14 protein-coding genes are annotated in these 16834 nt (G+C 66.1%); 10 read left to right on the top strand and 4 right to left on the bottom strand.

Annotated elements, in window-relative coordinates; translation table 11 throughout:
* From WH367_RS14505 to WH367_RS14490, 4 genes are all read right to left on the bottom strand, one after another.
* Complete coding sequence (locus WH367_RS14505) at nt 1-627, bottom strand: pseudouridine synthase (protein WP_339536642.1); 627 nt, start codon at nt 625-627, stop codon at nt 1-3.
* Complete coding sequence (locus tag WH367_RS14500) at nt 627-1313, bottom strand: GntR family transcriptional regulator (RefSeq protein WP_021025306.1); 687 nt, start codon at nt 1311-1313, stop codon at nt 627-629. The genes WH367_RS14505 and WH367_RS14500 overlap by 1 nt, the downstream gene beginning before the upstream one ends.
* A gap of 4 nt (nt 1314-1317) precedes the next feature.
* Entirely contained in the window at nt 1318-2625 is a 1308-nt protein-coding gene (locus tag WH367_RS14495; RefSeq protein WP_116927481.1) for a C4-dicarboxylate transporter DctA, read from the bottom strand.
* A gap of 234 nt (nt 2626-2859) precedes the next feature.
* Complete coding sequence (locus WH367_RS14490; RefSeq protein WP_021025308.1) at nt 2860-3225, bottom strand: RidA family protein; 366 nt, start codon at nt 3223-3225, stop codon at nt 2860-2862.
* A 132-nt stretch (nt 3226-3357) separates the two neighbouring features.
* On the opposite strand from WH367_RS14490, the gene WH367_RS14485 reads away from it, so the two are divergent.
* The 10 genes from WH367_RS14485 to WH367_RS14440 all read left to right on the top strand — a co-directional run bounded on the left by WH367_RS14485 (nt 3358) and on the right by WH367_RS14440 (nt 16328).
* Nucleotides 3358-4023, top strand: a complete 666-nt coding sequence (locus WH367_RS14485) for a TenA family protein (protein ID WP_339536641.1) — start codon at nt 3358-3360, stop codon at nt 4021-4023.
* 78 nt (nt 4024-4101) lie between these two features.
* On the top strand, nt 4102-5301 hold the full coding sequence (locus WH367_RS14480; protein WP_021025310.1) for a threonine ammonia-lyase: 1200 nt from the start codon (nt 4102-4104) through the stop codon (nt 5299-5301).
* 205 nt (nt 5302-5506) lie between these two features.
* Nucleotides 5507-6775 (top strand): MFS transporter, encoded by a 1269-nt coding sequence (locus WH367_RS14475; protein WP_339536640.1) that lies wholly within the window; start codon nt 5507-5509, stop codon nt 6773-6775.
* Nucleotides 6776-6809: 34 nt separating this feature from the next.
* Nucleotides 6810-8246 (top strand): MFS transporter, encoded by a 1437-nt coding sequence (locus WH367_RS14470; RefSeq protein WP_339536639.1) that lies wholly within the window; start codon nt 6810-6812, stop codon nt 8244-8246.
* A 39-nt stretch (nt 8247-8285) separates the two neighbouring features.
* On the top strand, nt 8286-12092 hold the full coding sequence (locus WH367_RS14465; protein ID WP_339536638.1) for a nitrate reductase subunit alpha: 3807 nt from the start codon (nt 8286-8288) through the stop codon (nt 12090-12092).
* Between the two features lie 25 nt (nt 12093-12117).
* On the top strand, nt 12118-12477 hold the full coding sequence (locus tag WH367_RS14460; RefSeq protein WP_339536637.1) for a cupin domain-containing protein: 360 nt from the start codon (nt 12118-12120) through the stop codon (nt 12475-12477).
* Nucleotides 12474-13997: a nitrate reductase subunit beta gene (gene narH, locus WH367_RS14455; RefSeq protein WP_339536636.1), complete on the top strand. Its 1524-nt coding sequence runs from the start codon at nt 12474-12476 to the stop codon at nt 13995-13997. The genes WH367_RS14460 and narH overlap by 4 nt, the downstream gene beginning before the upstream one ends.
* An 11-nt stretch (nt 13998-14008) precedes the next feature.
* Nucleotides 14009-14695, top strand: a complete 687-nt coding sequence (gene narJ, locus WH367_RS14450) for a nitrate reductase molybdenum cofactor assembly chaperone (RefSeq protein WP_312988914.1) — start codon at nt 14009-14011, stop codon at nt 14693-14695.
* A gap of 17 nt (nt 14696-14712) precedes the next feature.
* Nucleotides 14713-15435: a respiratory nitrate reductase subunit gamma gene (narI, locus tag WH367_RS14445; protein ID WP_339536635.1), complete on the top strand. Its 723-nt coding sequence runs from the start codon at nt 14713-14715 to the stop codon at nt 15433-15435.
* Nucleotides 15432-16328, top strand: a complete 897-nt coding sequence (locus tag WH367_RS14440; protein ID WP_339536634.1) for a peptidylprolyl isomerase — start codon at nt 15432-15434, stop codon at nt 16326-16328. The genes narI and WH367_RS14440 overlap by 4 nt, the downstream gene beginning before the upstream one ends.
* Nucleotides 16329-16834 lie beyond the last annotated feature (506 nt).

The following is a 16834-nucleotide window of genomic DNA, read 5'->3' as shown; positions in this document are numbered from 1 at the left end:
TTACAGCGCCAGATCTGTCCACTGCCCCGGCTCCAGCCCATCGAGCGTGTAGGGGCCAATGGCCATGCGCACCAGGCGCAGCGTAGGGTGGCCGACGGCAGCGGTCATGCGCCGCACCTGGCGGTTGCGGCCTTCGCGGATGATGAGCTCGATCCAGCAATCGGGCACGCTCTGGCGCACGCGGATAGGCGGATGGCGGGGCCACATCGCAGGCTGCGGAGCGAGCATGCGCACCTGGGCGGGCAGGGTCTTGCCGTCTTTCAGGGCCACGCCATCGCGCAGCTGCTGCAAGGCAGCGGCATCGGGAATGCCTTCGACCTGCACCCAGTAGGTCTTGGCCATCTTGTGGCGCGGATCGGCAATGCGGGCCTGCAGCTGGCCGTCGTTGGTCAGCAGCAGCAGGCCTTCGCTGTCGCCATCGAGCCGGCCGGCGACATAGACGCCGGGCACGTCGATAAAGTCCTTGAGGCCCTGCCAGCGCCCCTCGGGCGTGAACTGGCTGACAACGCCATAGGGCTTGTGAAAACCCAACAGCCGGGGCGGGCCGGCCGGGTTTGCGGGCCTGGCAGGCTTGAGGCGTTTGACCGGCCCGCCGCTCTTGCGCGGCCGCATGTGTGGCTCGGGCATCAGCGCTGCACGGGGCTCAGGGTGGCACGCAGGCGCTCGCCCGGTGCGGTCTCCGGGGGCGGGGGCGTGGTCTCCAGCGCTTCTTCGACATTGCCGATATGGGCCAGCATCAGTGCGCGGGCCTGCTCGGCGTCGCCCCGCTCCAGCGCCTCGACAATGCTGGCGTGGTCCGCGCAGGACTGCTCGGCGCTGTGGTCGGACTGGTAGAGCGTCGCAGCCAGCGTGGTGCGGGCGGTCAGGTCGCGCAGGGTATCGGCCAGCAGGCGGTGGCCCATGTTCTCGGCCAGGCAGACGTGGAAATCGGCCAGCAGAAAGGCGCGCGTGGCCGCGTCGGCGCCCTGGATGGCGCGCTGCTCCTCATCGATATGCAGGCGCAGCTGCCGGATCACCTGCTGCATCGGGCGGCCTGCGGTCTCCAGGATGCCCGCCTCGATGATGCGCCGGGCGGCGAAGGCGTCGCGTGCCTCCTCGGCGCTGGGCTGCACCACATACCAGCCCCGGCGCGGCTGCACCTGCACAAAGCCGCGCGCCTGCAGCTGCATCAGCGCCTCACGCACCAAGGTGCGGCTGACCGAGAAGTTGTCCGCCAGCGCCTGCTCTCCCAGGCGCTCCCCGGGCGAGAGCTTCTGCGCGAGGATGGCTTCGACGACGCGTTCTGCAATGGTGGTGGGGCTGACAGCAGTCATGGGCTCAGGCGTGGGGTGTAGACAGCTCCGATTGTGCCGTGTCTTGCGGTAGTTTCTCGCCATTGAGCACCTTATGGGCCCGTTCGCGGTCGATATCGCCCTCCCAGGAGGCAATCGCCACGGTGGCCACGCAGTTGCCGATCAGGTTGCCCAGCGCGCGGGCAATGCCCATGAACCAGTCCACCGACAGCACCAGCACCAGGCCGATGGCCGGGATGGCGGGGATCGCATGCAAGGTGGCGGCCAGCACCACAATCGCCGAGCCGGGCACGCCGTGTGCGCCCTTGGAGGTGACCAGCGCAATGGCCAGGATGGTCAGCAGATCGGTCATCGAGATCGGCGTATTGGTGGCCTGGGCAATGAAGACCGCCGCCAAGGTGATGTAGATCGAGAATGCATCGAGGTTGAAGGAGTAGCCGGTGGGGATCACCAGGCCGACGGTGGAGTCGCGGATGCCCAGGTGGCGCAGCTTGGCCATGATCTGGGGCAGCACGCTGTCCGACGAGGTGGTGGCAAACACCACCATCAGCTCTTCTCGCAGGTAGCGCAGCAGCTTGATGAGGCTGAAACCCGAGACGCGCATCGCAAAGCCCAGCACCACAAACACAAAGAAGGCGACGGCCACATAGAACAGCAATACCAGCATGCCCAGCTGCTTGAGCGAGCCCACGCCGTACTGGCCAACGGTAAAGGCAATCGCGCCCAGCACGCCCAGCGGCGCCAGCTTGATGATGATGCCCATCACCTTGAACAGCACATGCGACATCGTGTCGATCAGCAGGCTGACCGGCGCGCCGCGCTCGCCCAGCATGGTCAGCCCGCAGCCAAACAGCACGGCAAACAGCAGCACCTGCAGCACATCGCCGGTGGCAAAGGCCTGCACCACGGTGGTGGGGATCAGCTTCATCAGAAAATCGACCGTGCCGCCGCTGGTCAGCTTGTCGGCATTGCTGGCGTAGGCGCTCATGGCCGAGGCATCGAGCTTGCTCGGGTCCACGTTCATGCCTGCACCAGGTTGGAACACAAAGGCCAGCACCAGGCCCAGCACCAGCGCGATGGTGGTCAGCACCTCGAAGTAGATCAGCGCCTTGACGCCGACCCGGCCCACGCGCTTGAGGTCGCCTGCGCCCGCGATGCCATGCACCACCACGCAGAACACCAGCACCGGGATGATCATCTTGATGAGCTTGATGAAACCATCGCCCAAAGGCTTGAGCTTGACAGCCCACTCCGGGGCCAGCAGCCCGATGAGGACCCCCACGATAAGAGCCACCACCACCTGCCCGAACAGCGATCTGACAAAACGACGCATACGCATTCCTTTTCGGTTTGTATACAAGTTGTAAATTTCTTGTATGCAAAATGTACCCATGCACATACCGATCAGTGAACAGGGATTACCCGTGAGCGTTCACCGACTTGTGCAGCCTGGGAGACACAAGCAAAAAGCCTGCCATGCAAGTTGCAAGACAGGCTTTGTATGCAAGGAATGCTGCGTTCAACGCAGCCTATGAACAGGTTTTTCGGCAGGGCCAGCGCGTGCCCATCAGGCCTTGTCGACGGCGGCGACCACCACCACTTCGATCTTGTAGGCGGGGTTGCCCAGCGTGGCCTGCACGGTGGCGCGGGGCGGCGTGTGGCCGGGGGCCACCCAGGCGTCCCAGACGCTGTTCATCTGGCCGATCTCGCTGATGTCGGTCAGGTAGATCTGGCACTGCAGGATGCTGGCCTTGCTCGATCCGGCCTCGCCCAGCAGGCGGTCGATATGGCCCAGCACTTCCTGGGTCTGGGTGACGATATCGGCGCCGGGGTTGTTCTCGGGGATCTGGCCGGCCAGGTAGACGGTGCCGTTGTGGATGGCGATTTCGGACAGGCGGGCGCCGACGTGGCGGCGGTCGATGGCAGAGGTCATGCTCGTCTTTCGGTAACAGAGATAGAGGGTGGGGATGGGCAAAAATCATAGCGCATCACAAGGATGGTGCGCAGGCACAAGGCTGTTGCGGCACAATGGCCCTCTTCGCCCTTGCTGCCCCTGCCGCCCACCATGACTGACCGTTTTTCCGATGCGCTTCAAGCGCTGAACCAGCCCGTCTGGGATGCCTGCATCCAGCACCGCTTCATTGACGAGATGCGGGCCGGTAGCCTGGATGACGCGGTGCTGCGCCGCTACCTGGTGCAGGACTACCAGTTCATCAACCAGTTTGTGGCGCTCTTGGGCGCGGCCATCGCCAGCGCCGATAGCTTTGCGCCGCGCGTGCGCCTGGCGCAGTTTGCGGCGATGATCACCAGCGACGAGAACACCTATTTCCAGCGCAGCTTTGACGCGCTGGACGTGTCCCAGCAGGAGCGCGAGACGCCGCCGCTGACGCTGCCTACCGTGCAGTTCCAGGCGCTGATGGGGCAGGCCGCGCGCAGCCAGAAATACGCCAACTGCCTGGCCGTGCTCTGCGTGGCCGAAGGCCTGTACCTGGACGGCTTTGACCAGCCCGGCCAGACCCTGCCGCCGCGCTTTGAACATGCCGAATGGATCAGCCTGCACGCCAACGACTTCTTCCGCGATTTTGTTGGCTGGCTGCGCGCTGAGCTCGACCGCATGGGCGAGAGCATCGAGCCCGACGCGCGTGCCGAGGCGGCCGATTATTTCAGCCGCGCGGTGGCGCTGGAGCAGGCGTTTTTTGACCATGTCTACCAGCCGGCAAGCGCCGACTGAAGCCCGGCACCCCGGATACGGAACCCATCACCACCGCCGCCCCCAGGCCGGGCGGCCCACCCTCCAGCGAGTCACCCCATGCTCAGCATTCAAGACATCCGCGACGCCGCCCAGCGCATCCAAGGCAAGGTCGAGCGCACGCCCTGCCTCTACTCCCACACCCTGTCCCAGATCGTGGGTGCCAAGGTCTACCTCAAGTTCGAGAACCTGCAGTTCACGGCGGCCTTCAAGGAGCGCGGTGCCTGCAACAAGCTGATGCAGCTCAACGCCGAGCAGCGCGCACGGGGCGTGATTGCAATGAGCGCGGGCAACCATGCCCAGGGCGTGGCCTACCATGCGCAGCAGCTGGGGGTGCGGGCGGTGATCGTGATGCCGCGCTTCACGCCGGGCGTCAAGGTCGAGCGCACGCGCAGCTTTGGTGCCGAGGTGGTGCTGCATGGCGACACGCTGGAAGAGGCCCGCGCCCATGCCTATGCAATGGCCGAGGACCAGAAGCTGGTGTTTGTGCACCCCTTTGACGATGCCGACATTGCCGCCGGCCAGGGCACCTTGGCGCTGGAGATGCTCGAAGACCAGCCCGATCTGGACACCTTGCTGGTCGCCGTGGGCGGCGGGGGCCTGATCGCCGGCATGGCCACGGCCGCCAAGGCCGTCAAGCCCAGCATCCAGGTGGTGGGCGTGCAGACCTCGCGCTTTCCCAGCATGGTCAATGCGGTGCAGCACCAGGACCTGCCCGTGGGCGTCTCGACGATGGCCGAAGGCATTGCCGTGGCGACGGCCGGCCTGATCACGCGCGAGATCGTCGCCCGCACGGTGGACGACCTGGTACTGGTCGAGGAGAGCGATATCGAGCAGGCGGTGCTGATGCTGCTGGAGATTGAAAAGACCCTGGTCGAGGGCGCGGGATCGGTGGGGCTGGCGGCGCTGCTGCGCTACCCCGAGCGCTTTGCCGGCCAGAAGGTGGGCCTGGTGCTGTCGGGCGGCAATATCGATCCGCTGCTGCTGGCCTCCATCATCCAGCGCGGCATGGTGCGCTCGGGGCGGCTCGCGCGCCTGCGCATCAGCTCGCGCGATGTGCCCGGCATGCTCGCACGCATCACGGCCATCGTCGCCGAGGCGGGCGCCAACATCGAAGAGGTGCACCACCAGCGCGCCTTCACCAAGCTGGCCGCGCAAAACACCGAGATCGACATCGTGCTGCAGACCCGCAGCAAGGCGCATATCGATGAGGTGGTGGACAAGCTGCGCGCCGTGGGCATGCAGGTCGATCTGGCCTGAGCAACCGGGCATCATGCCGGCCAGGCGCGAGGGCCGGTTTGATGCACATCAGGCGCTGCCGAGAAAAGCGGCGCCATAGTTCTTCAGAACGATGGCAGGGCGCAGGCCATCGTTCTTGCGGCGCGGCCTGATGCGCTAACCGGTGGATGGTGCGCTGCGCGCTGGCGCAGCACAGTAGGGGCAGACCAACAACATCTGCCCCACCATGGATTCCGCCACTGCCCCTCCCGCTGTCTCGCGCCAGGCCTGGAGCGTGCTCGCCGTCAGCACGCTGGCCTTCACCGTCTGCTTCATGGTGTGGATGATGTTCGGCGTCATCGGCATCCCGCTCAAGCAGCAACTGGGCCTGAACGCGACCGAGTTCGGCCTGCTCACCGCCATGCCGGTGCTCTCGGGCTCGCTGGTGCGGGTGCCGCTGGGCATCTGGACGGACCGCTTTGGCGGCCGCACCGTGATGACCGTGCTGATGGCCGTCACCGTGCCGGCCGTCTGGCTCATGGCCTACGCCACGCAGTACTGGCAGTTCCTCGTCATCGGCCTGTTTGTCGGTCTGGCCGGTGGCTCGTTCTCGGTGGGCACGCCCTATGTGGCGCGCTGGTTTCCCAAGAGCCGCCAGGGCATGGCCATGGGCGTCTATGGCGCGGGCAACTCCGGCTCGGCCGTCAACAAGTTTTTGGCCCCGGCGCTGTTGGTGGCGGGCGGCTGGGCGCTGGTGCCCCAGGTCTACGCGGCCATTCTGGCCGGCACCGTGGTGCTGTTCTGGCTGTTCAGCGCGCATGACCCGCGCCACCTGGTGGCCAACAACGTCCGCTTTGTCGACCAGCTGCAGGCCTTGAAGGACCCGCGCGTGCTCAAGTACTGCCAGTACTACAGCATCGTCTTTGGTGGCTATGTGGCGCTGGCGCTGTGGATGGTGCAGTACTACGTGGGCGAGTACGGCCTCGACATCCGTGTCGCCGCCTTGCTGGCGGCCTGCTTTTCGCTGCCCGGCGGCGTGCTGCGCGCCATTGGCGGTGTGCTGTCCGACAAATACGGCGCCCACAAGGTCACCTGGTGGGTGATGTGGGTGAGCTGGGTCTGCCTGTTCCTGCTGAGCTACCCGCAGACCGATTTCACGATTGCGACGGTCAACGGCCCCCAGACCTTCCACCTGGGCCTGAACGTCTACAGCTTCACCGCGCTGATGGGTGTGCTGGGCGTGGCCTTTGCGTTCGGCAAGGCCAGCGTCTTCAAGTACATCGGCAACGACTACCCCGACAACATCGGTGCCATCAGCGGCATCGTGGGCCTGGCCGGCGGCCTGGGCGGCTTTGTGCTGCCCATCCTGTTTGGCCTGCTGCTCGACCTGACGGGCCTGCGCTCCAGCGCTTTCATGCTGCTCTACGGCGTGGTCTGGGTCTCGCTGATCTGGATGTACTGGACCGAGGTGCGCCGCACCGATGTGATGGGCCCCGCTGCGGGCTGCAAGGCGTGACAGCCGCCATCGATTTCTGCTGGAAAGACTCTCCATGACAAGCAACACCCCCTCTGCGCCGCGCCGCGGCAGCACCTTGACGATCTGGACCCCGGAGGACAAGGCCTTCTGGGAAAAGGAGGGCGAGGCCATCGCCAAGCTCAACCTCTGGATCTCCGTGCCGGCGCTGTTCCTGGCCTTTGCCGTCTGGCAGGTCTGGAGCGTGGTCGCCGTCAGCCTGCCGGGCCTGGGCTTTCAGTACTCCACCAACCAGCTGTTCTGGCTGGCGGCCGCGCCTGCGCTGTCGGGCGCCACCTTGCGCATCTTTTACTCCTTCATGGTGCCGCTGGTGGGCGGCCGGCGCTGGACGGCGATCTCGACTGCCAGCCTGCTGATCCCGGCGATCGGCATCGGCATGGCCGTGCAGGACCCGGCCACGCCCTACCCGACGATGCTGATCCTGGCGCTGCTGTGCGGCCTGGGCGGGGGCAATTTCAGCTCCAGCATGGCCAATATCAGCTACTTCTTCCCCAAGGACCGCAAGGGCTCGGCGCTGGGCGTCAATGCCGGCCTGGGCAACCTGGGCGTGTCGGTGGTGCAGTTCCTGAGCCCCATCGTCGTCACCGTAGGTCTGCTGGGCATCTTTGGCGGCGAGCCGCAGACCATCAGCCAGGGCGGGGTGCAGGTCCAGGTCTGGATGCAGAACGCCGCCTTCATCTGGGTGCCCTGGATTGCGCTGACCTCGGTCGTTGCCTGGTTCGGGATGAACGATGTGGCCGATGCCAAGGCCTCGGTGGCCGCGCAGGCTGCCATCTTTGTGCAGCCCCACAACTGGATCATGTGCCTGCTCTACCTGGGCACCTTTGGCTCCTTCATCGGCTTTGCCGCCGGCTTTCCGCTGCTGATCAAGGGACTGTTCCCCGCCATCAACCCGCTGGCCTACGCCTGGCTGGGCCCGCTGGTGGGCGCGCTGGTGCGGCCCTTTGGTGGCTGGCTGACCGACAAGGTCGGTGGCGGGGTGGTCACGTTCTGGAACTTTCTGGTGATGGCGCTGGCCGTGCTGGGCGTACTGTGGTTTCTGCCCAAGGGCACGGGCAGCTATGCGCTGGCCTGGGGGCCGCAGGCGGGCAGCTTCACCGGCTTTTTTCTGATGTTCCTGGTGCTGTTTGTCACCACCGGCATCGGCAATGGCTCCACCTTCCGCATGATCCCCGTGATCTTCAACCAGCTGGCCACGCAAGGCGCGGGCAAAGATGCGGCCTCGCAGGCCGCCGCCCTCAAGGAAGGCAATGTGCTGGGCGCCGCCGCCGTCGGCTTTGCCGGCGCACTGGGTGCGTATGGCGGCTTTTTCATTCCCAAGAGCTATGGCAGCTCGATCGCATCCACCGGCGGGCCCGAGGCCGCGCTGTGGGTGTTTTCTGCCTTCTATCTGCTGTGCGCCGTGGTGACCTGGTGGTGCTATGCCCGCCGCAACGCCGCGATGCCCTGCTAAAGGCTCCAGAGCCTGGACCCCACGAGAAAGAGAACCGTTATGAGCCATTTCCTCGACCGACTCACCCACTTTCGCCTGCCCAAGGAGAGCTTTGCCGGCGGCCACGGCCGCACCACCGGCGAAGACCGCACCTGGGAGGACGCCTACCGCGCCCGCTGGGCGCATGACAAGATCGTGCGCAGCACCCATGGCGTCAACTGCACGGGCTCCTGCTCCTGGAAGATCTATGTCAAAGGCGGCATCGTCACCTGGGAAACCCAGCAGACCGACTACCCGCGCACGCGCTGGGACATGCCCAACCATGAGCCGCGTGGCTGCGCCCGAGGCGCCAGCTACAGCTGGTACCTGTACAGCGCCAACCGGGTCAAGTACCCGATGGTGCGGGGCCGCTTGCTCGAGCGCTGGCGCGCTGCGCTCCAGGTGGCCAAAACGCCGGTCGATGCCTGGGCCCTGATTGCGCAGGACGATGCCGCACGCCGCGACTACCAGCAGGTGCGCGGCATGGGCGGCTTTGTGCGCTCGACCTGGGACGAGGTCAACCAACTGGTGGCCGCTGCGAACGTCTACACCATCAAGCAGCACGGGCCGGACCGCATCATCGGCTTCTCGCCCATCCCGGCGATGAGCATGGTCAGCTACGCGGCCGGCAGCCGCTACCTGAGCCTGATCGGCGGCGTCTGCATGAGCTTTTACGACTGGTACTGTGACTTGCCGCCGGCCAGCCCCCAGGTCTGGGGCGAGCAGACCGACGTGCCCGAATCGGCCGACTGGTACAACAGCAGCTACATCATTGCCTGGGGCTCGAATGTGCCGCAGACGCGCACGCCCGATGCCCACTTCTTCACCGAGGTGCGCTACAAGGGCGCCAAGACGGTGGCCGTGACCCCCGACTACAGCGAGGTGGCCAAGCTCTCCGATGTCTGGCTGCACCCCAAGCAGGGCACCGATGCGGCGCTGGCGATGGCCATGGGCCATGTGGCGTTCAAGGAGTTCTACTTCGACAAGCGCAGCGAATACTTTGACGGCTACGCGCGCCGCTACACCGACCTGCCGATGCTGGTGCTGCTCGAGAGCAAGACCCTGGCCGATGGCAGTGTGGTGCAGGTGCCTGGCCGCTACCTGCGCGCCAGCGATTTCAACGGCAAGCTCGGCCAGGACAACAACCCCGAGTGGAAGACCATGGCCTTTGACAGCCAGGGCCGCGCCGTGCTGCCCCATGGCTCGATCGGCTTTCGCTGGGGCGCCGAAGGCCGTGACGACGCGGGCAAGTGGAACCTGGAGTCCAAGGAAGCGCGCCATGGCGACGAGGTCCGCCTCAAGCTCTCGGTGCTGGAAGATGGCAGCCAGGCCCATGAGATTGTCGATGTCGGCTTTCCGTACTTTGGCGGCATTGCCACGCCGTATTTCACCGCCAACGAACAGCAAGGCGATGTGAGCCGCGCCAAGGTGCCGGCCGTGCGCCTGCGTCTGGGCAACGATGGCGAGTACCGCGAGGCCCTGGTGGCCACCGTGTTTGACCTGCAGGCCGCGCAATACGGCATCAACCGGGGCCTGGGCAGCGGCGCTGCCAGCTATGACGACGATGCCGCCTACACGCCCGCCTGGGCCGAGAGCATCACCGGCGTGCCGCGCGAGCAGATCACCCTGGTGGCGCGCGAGTTTGCCGCCAATGCCGACAAGACCCAGGGCAAGTCCATGGTCATCATCGGCGCGGCGATGAACCACTGGTACCACTGCGACATGAACTACCGGGGCGTCATCAACCTGCTGATGCTCTGCGGCTGCGTGGGCCAAAGCGGCGGCGGCTGGTCGCACTATGTGGGCCAGGAAAAGCTGCGCCCCCAGACCGGCTGGACCGCGCTGGCCTTTGCGCTCGATTGGGCACGCCCACCGCGCCAGCAGAACTCGACCAGCTTCTTCTACGCCCATACCGACCAGTGGCGCTATGAGAAGCTCGGCCTTGAAGAGATCGTCAGCCCCCTGGCCGACCGCAGCCAGTATGGCGGCAGCATGATCGACTACAACGTGCGCGCCGAGCGCATGGGCTGGCTGCCCAGCGCGCCGCAGCTCAAGACCAACCCCTTGTCGATAGCGGCCGCCGCCGATGCCGCCAACCTGGCGCCGCGCGACTATGTGGCCCAGGGCCTCAAAAGCGGCAGCCTGGCGATGAGCTGCGAAGACCCCGACGCGCCCGAGAACTGGCCGCGCAACCTGTTTGTCTGGCGCAGCAACCTGCTGGGCTCCAGCGGCAAGGGCCATGAGTACTTCTGCAAACACCTGCTGGGCACCGACAACGGCGTGCAGGGCAAGGACCTGGGCCCCGATGACGCCAAGCCCGAAGAGGTGACCTGGCATGCCGATGCGCCCCAGGGCAAGCTCGACCTGCTGGTCACCCTGGACTTCCGCATGAGCACCACCTGTCTGTACTCGGACATCGTGCTGCCCACGGCCAGCTGGTACGAGAAGAACGACCTCAACACCAGCGACATGCACCCCTTCATCCACCCGCTGTCGGCCGCGGTCGATCCGGTCTGGGAATCGCGCTCGGACTGGGAGATCTACAAGGGCTTTGCCCAGTCCTTCAGCGAGGTCTGCGTGGGCCACCTGGGCGTGGAGCGCGACACCGTGCTGACCCCGCTGATGCACGACACCCCCGCCGAGCTGGCCCAGCCCTATGGCGTGGCCGAGTGGAAAAAGGGCGAATGCGCGCTGATCCCCGGCAAGACCGCGCCGCAGGTCACCGTGGTGGAGCGCGACTACCCCAACACCTACAAGCGCTTTACCGCACTGGGCCCGCTGATGGACCAGCTGGGCAACGGCGGCAAGGGTATTGGCTGGCAGACCGGCACCGAGGTCGAGCAGCTGGGCCAGTTGAATGGCCTGACCACCGAGCCGGGCGTGACCGAGGGGCGCCCGCGCATCGTCAGCGATATCGACGCCTGTGAGACGATTTTGCAGCTAGCCCCCGAGACCAATGGCCATGTGGCGGTGAAGGCCTGGGAGGCGCTGGAGAAGGTGACCGGCCGCGCGCACAAGCACCTGGCGATCTACCGCGAGGACGAGAAGATCCGCTACCGCGATATCCAGGCGCAGCCGCGCAAGATCATCAGCTCGCCCACCTGGAGCGGCATCGAGAGCGAGACCGTGAGCTACAACGCCGGCTACACCAATGTGCATGAGCTGATCCCATGGCGCACCCTCACCGGCCGCCAGCAGTTCTACCAGGACCACCCCTGGATGGTGGCCTTTGGCGAGGGCTTCAGCAGCTACCGTCCGCCGGTGGACATGAAGGCCACGGCCGGCATGCAGGGCATCCAGCCCAATGGCCACCCCGAGATCCAGCTGAACTTCATCACGCCGCACCAGAAGTGGGGCATCCACAGCACCTATACCGACAACCTGTTGATGCTCACGCTCAACCGGGGTGGGCCGGTGGCCTGGATCAGCGAGGAGGACGCCCAGCGCGCCGGCATCGAGGACAACGACTGGATGGAGATGTTCAACCTCAACGGCGCTGTCGCCGTGCGGGCGGTCGTCAGCCAGCGGGTCAAGCCCGGCATGGTGATGATGTACCACGCGCAGGAGAAGATCATCAACACGCCCGGCAGCGAGATCACCGGGGTGCGCGGCGGTATCCACAACTCGGTTACGCGCATTGTGCTCAAACCCACGCACATGATCGGCGGCTACGCGCAGTACAGCTACGGCTTCAACTACTACGGCACCATCGGCACCAACCGCGACGAGTTCGTCGTGGTGCGCAAGATGGCCAAGGTGGACTGGCTGGACACGCCGCGCGATGACCACCTGGCCGCCGCCTACCAGGCCCAGGGCGAGAACCCCTGAGCGCCGCGCAGAAGGAGTCCCCGCCATGGCACTGACCCACACCCCTGCGGGCGCCATCTTCTCGGCGCGGCCCCTGGCGGCCGCGCTGGGCGAGGCGCGCTCGTACACCTTGGTGCGCGATCCCGATCTGCAGATCTTCCGCCTGGTGCTGCAGGCCGGCCAGTCGCTGCACCGCCACCAGGTGCCCGAGCGCATGGTGATCCAGTGCCTCGAAGGGCGCTTCGTCTTCGAGACCATGGGCCGCCAGCTGGCCATGGCGTCTGGTGACTGCTGCCACATCGCCGCGGGCGAGCCCCACGCCGTGCATGCCCAGGAGGCCGCCTCGGCCCTGGTCATGCTTTTCGCACCGACCCCCACACCAACCCCCACGGAGAACCCAACATGAAGGTTCGCGCACAAATCGGCATGGTCCTGAACCTGGACAAATGCATCGGCTGCCACACCTGCAGCGTCACCTGCAAGAACGTCTGGACCAACCGCCCCGGCGTCGAGTACGCCTGGTTCAACAATGTCGAGACCAAACCGGGCATCGGCTACCCCAAGGAATGGGAAAACCAGGAGCGCTGGAACGGCGGCTGGGTCCGCAAGGCCGATGGCTCCATCGCGCCGCGCCAGGGCGGCAAATGGCAGCTGTTGATGAAGATCTTCGCCAACCCCAACCTGCCCGAGATCGACGACTACTACGAGCCCTTTACCTTCGACTACGAGCACCTGCAAACTGCCAAGGAGATGAAGGCTGCGCCGACGGCCCGGCCGCGCAGCCTGATCACCGGCCAGCGCATGGACAAGATCGTCTGGGGCCCGAACTGGGAAGAGATCCTGGGCGGCGAGTTCAGCAAGCGCAGCAAGGATGTGAACTTCGACGAGGTGCAAAAGGACATCTACGGCCAGTTCGAGAACACCTTCATGATGTACCTGCCGCGCCTGTGCGAGCACTGCCTCAACCCCGCCTGCGTGGCCAGCTGCCCCAGCGGCAGCATCTACAAGCGCGAGGAAGACGGCATTGTGCTGATCGACCAGGACAAGTGCCGTGGCTGGCGCATGTGCGTCTCGGGCTGCCCCTACAAGAAAATCTACTACAACTGGAAGAGCGGCAAGGCCGAGAAGTGCATCTTCTGCTACCCGCGCATCGAGGCGGGCCAGCCCACCGTCTGCTCCGAAACCTGCGTCGGCCGCATCCGCTACCTGGGCGTGCTGCTGTATGACGCAGACCGCATCGAAGCAGCGGCCAGCGTCACCCAGGACAAGGACCTGTACCAGGCACAGCTGGGCATCTTTCTCGACCCCAACGACCCGGCGGTGATCGCCCAGGCGCGGGCCGATGGCATCCCCGAGGCCTGGCTGATCGCTGCCAAGAGCAGCCCCGTCTACAAGATGGCGGTGGACTGGCAGGTGGCCCTGCCGCTGCACCCCGAGTACCGCACCCTGCCGATGGTCTGGTATGTACCGCCGCTGTCGCCGATCACCGCTGCCGCCCAGGCCGGCCATGTGAGCGCCAATGGCGAGCTGCCCGATGTGAACCAGCTGCGCATCCCCGTCAAGTACCTGGCCAACCTGCTCACGGCAGGCGACACGGTGCCGGTGGTGCGCGCGCTGGAGCGCATGCTGGCCATGCGCGCCTACCAGCGCGGCAAGCATGTCGATGGCCTGCCCAACGAGGCCGCACTGCAGCAGGCCGAGCTGACGGTGGCCGAGGCCGAGGAGATGTACAGGACCATGGCCATTGCCAATTACGAAGACCGCTTTGTGATCCCCACCACGCACCGCGAATACGCCGAGAACGCCTTCAATGTGCGCGGCGGCTGCGGCTTCTCGTTTGGCAACGGTTGCAGCGAAGGCGTGACCGACACCAGCCTGTTCGGCAGCGAGAAAAAACGCACCATCCCGATCCAGGCGAGCCTCTGAGGAGAGACGACATGAAAGACAGCATCAGCTTTACCTTGCGCGCACTGGCCCACCTGCTGCGCTACCCCGACGCCGCGATGCGCGGCCACCTGGTCGACATCCACACGGCGCTCAATGCCGAGAACGCGCTGGGCCATGTGCGCCGCAGCGAGCTGGACGCATTGATGGACCGCCTGCTGGCCGAAGGCATGGATGCCGAAGCCATCTATGTGGACCTGTTTGACCGGGGCCGTGGCACCGCGCTGCACCTGTTCGAGCATGTGCATGGCGACTCGCGCGACCGGGGCCCGGCGATGGTCGACCTGGTCCAGACCTATGAGCAGGCCGGCCTGCTGCTCGACCCCGCCGAGCTGCCCGACCACCTGACGGTGCTGCTGGAGTTCGCCTCCACCCAGCCGACCCTGGAGGCGCGCGCCTTCATCGGTGAGTTTGCGCACATCCTGCAGTCCATCGCCGCTGCACTGGGCCGCCGGCACAGCGACTACGCCGCCGTGCTGTCCGCCGTGCTCGATCTGGCCGGCCAGCCGCTGGTGGCCGACACCCCCGCTGCGCCGCTGCCCGCCGACGAGCCGCTGGACGCAAGCTGGGAAGAGCCCGCCGCCTTTGGCGGCTGCAACAGCCAGGGCCAGGCCGCGCCGGGCAGTGCCCAACCCATCCACATCACGCGGCGCCAGCCACCCGCTGGCGCGGCCCGCTGAACCCCGAGGAGACCGCCATGCCCCTTGCATTGCACAACTTCCTGTTTAACGTCTATCCCTACATCTGCCTGGCCGTCTTTCTGATGGGGAGCCTCGCGCGCTTTGACCGCGACCAGTACACCTGGAAGAGCGACTCCTCCCAGATGCTGCGCGCCGGCCAGCTGCGCTGGGGCAGCAACCTGTTCCATATCGGCATCCTGTTCCTGCTGTTCGGCCACACGGTGGGCTTGCTCACGCCGCACTTCATGTATGAGTGGCTGATCACCGCGCCGCAAAAGCAGATGCTGGCCATCATCTCCGGCGGCACCGCCGGCCTGGTCTGCTTTATCGGCCTGAGCCTGCTGCTGCACCGGCGCATTGCCGATCCGCGCATCCGCCGCACCAGCCACCGCACCGATCTGGCCATCCTCATCATCCTGTGGGTGCAGCTGGTGCTGGGCCTGGCCACCTTGCCCGCCTCGTTCTCGCACCGGGCCGATGCCCACGCGATGCTGGTGCTGGCCGACTGGGCCCAGCGCATCGTCACCTTCCGCCCCGATGCGGCAGGCCTGGTGGCACTGGACTGGCCGTTCAAGGTGCACATGGTGCTGGGCATGACGATCTTCCTGCTCTTCCCCTTCAGCCGCCTGGTGCATGTCTGGAGCGGCTTCGCCTCCGTGGCCTACCTGGCACGGCCCTACCAGCTGGTGCGTGCGCGCCGTCTTAACCTGTCCAACAAGCAGCCAGGAGGCCGCCCATGAACGCCGATCTGCACACCCCCACCGGTGGCTGCGGCAGCGCAGCCTGCAGCTGCCAGGACAGCCCCGCCGCCCCCAGCCTGCCCCGCATCGAGGCGCCGCTGGGCGCCCCGCGCGATGCGCTGGCTGCTGCCCAGGTCAACGGCATTGCGCTGTGCGATGCCGGCGAGCTGCTGGACCCGATGGAGCTGCGCCAGCGCGCCTGCACCGAGCTGCTGCGCCAGACCGCCCAGGCCCAGGGCCTGCTCGCTGCCGACGACCCGGTGCCCCGCGCCGGCGCCATCAGCGAAGCGGCCGGCAGCGCCATCGAGCAACTGCTGGACGCCGAGCTGCAACTGCCCGAGCCCGACGACAACGCCGGCCGCCGCCACTACCAGGCGCATGCCGCCCGCTATGCCCGGGGCGAGCGCGTGCGGGCACGCCATGTGCTCTTCGCAGTGACGCCCGGCGTCGACATCAACGCCTTGCGCCAGCGCGCCGAGGCCTGCCTGCTGGATGTGCGCAGCGCCACCCCGCAAGAGCAGGCCGCCGGCGACCGCTTTGCCGCCGCTGCCAGCGCCAGCAGCAACTGCCCCAGCGGCGCGCAGGGTGGCCAGCTGGGCTGGCTGCGCATCGAAGACTGCGCCCCCGAGTTCGCCCGCGAGCTTTTCGGCCATGCCGAGGTGGGGGTGTTGCCGCGCCTGGTGCACAGCCGCTTTGGTCTGCATGTGGTGGAGGTGCAGGAGCGCGATGCGGGCACCGTGCCGCCTTATGAGCAGGTGCGGGCCGCTGTGTTGCAGCAGTTGCGGCAGCAGAGTTTTGCGACGGGCTTGTCGCAGTATTTGCGGTTGTTGGCTGGGCGGGCGCGGGTGGTGGGGGTGGATTTGGAAGGGGCGAAGACGCCTTTGGTGCAGTAGCTATTTTGTTTGTTTGCTCTGCCGTAGGTCTGGCAGTCTCGTTTGTTCTAACGACAGAGGCCGGGAGCCTCCGAGTAAGAGATGCTGACGGACTCAGCTGCCGTTTTATCTCCATTTTTCTGTCGAAGGACAGAGGCCGGATTTCGTCCGGCGGCCGACTCACTTTTCTTGCTCGCACCGGAGTGCCGGACCAAAGAAAAGTAAGCAAAAGAAGTGCGCCCCTGCTGTCTGCGACCCCTCCGCTGCGCTGCGGGGCAACCTGTGCTGAGACGTTTGCGGGCTGCGCCGTGGAACTCACTACGCGCTAAAGCGCTCCGTTCAAACAGCCACGGCGAGTCAGTTCACGAAGCATGCGCGCTGGGGCGCGCATGCCAGCCCGCAAACGCCCCATCACAGGCGCATACAGAAGGGGGGATGCCGTCACCTCCCATGCCGAGCGTAGCGATGGCATTGCGGCTGCTGAATCCCTCTTCCCCCTTCTAGCCGTGCCGAGAAGCACAGACCCA

This window comes from Comamonas sp. MYb21 (assembly GCF_037479395.1).
Classification (GTDB): domain Bacteria; phylum Pseudomonadota; class Gammaproteobacteria; order Burkholderiales; family Burkholderiaceae_C; genus Comamonas.
The sequence above is the reverse complement of the archived record's forward strand: the minus strand, read 5'-3'. Positions and strand labels throughout refer to the sequence as shown.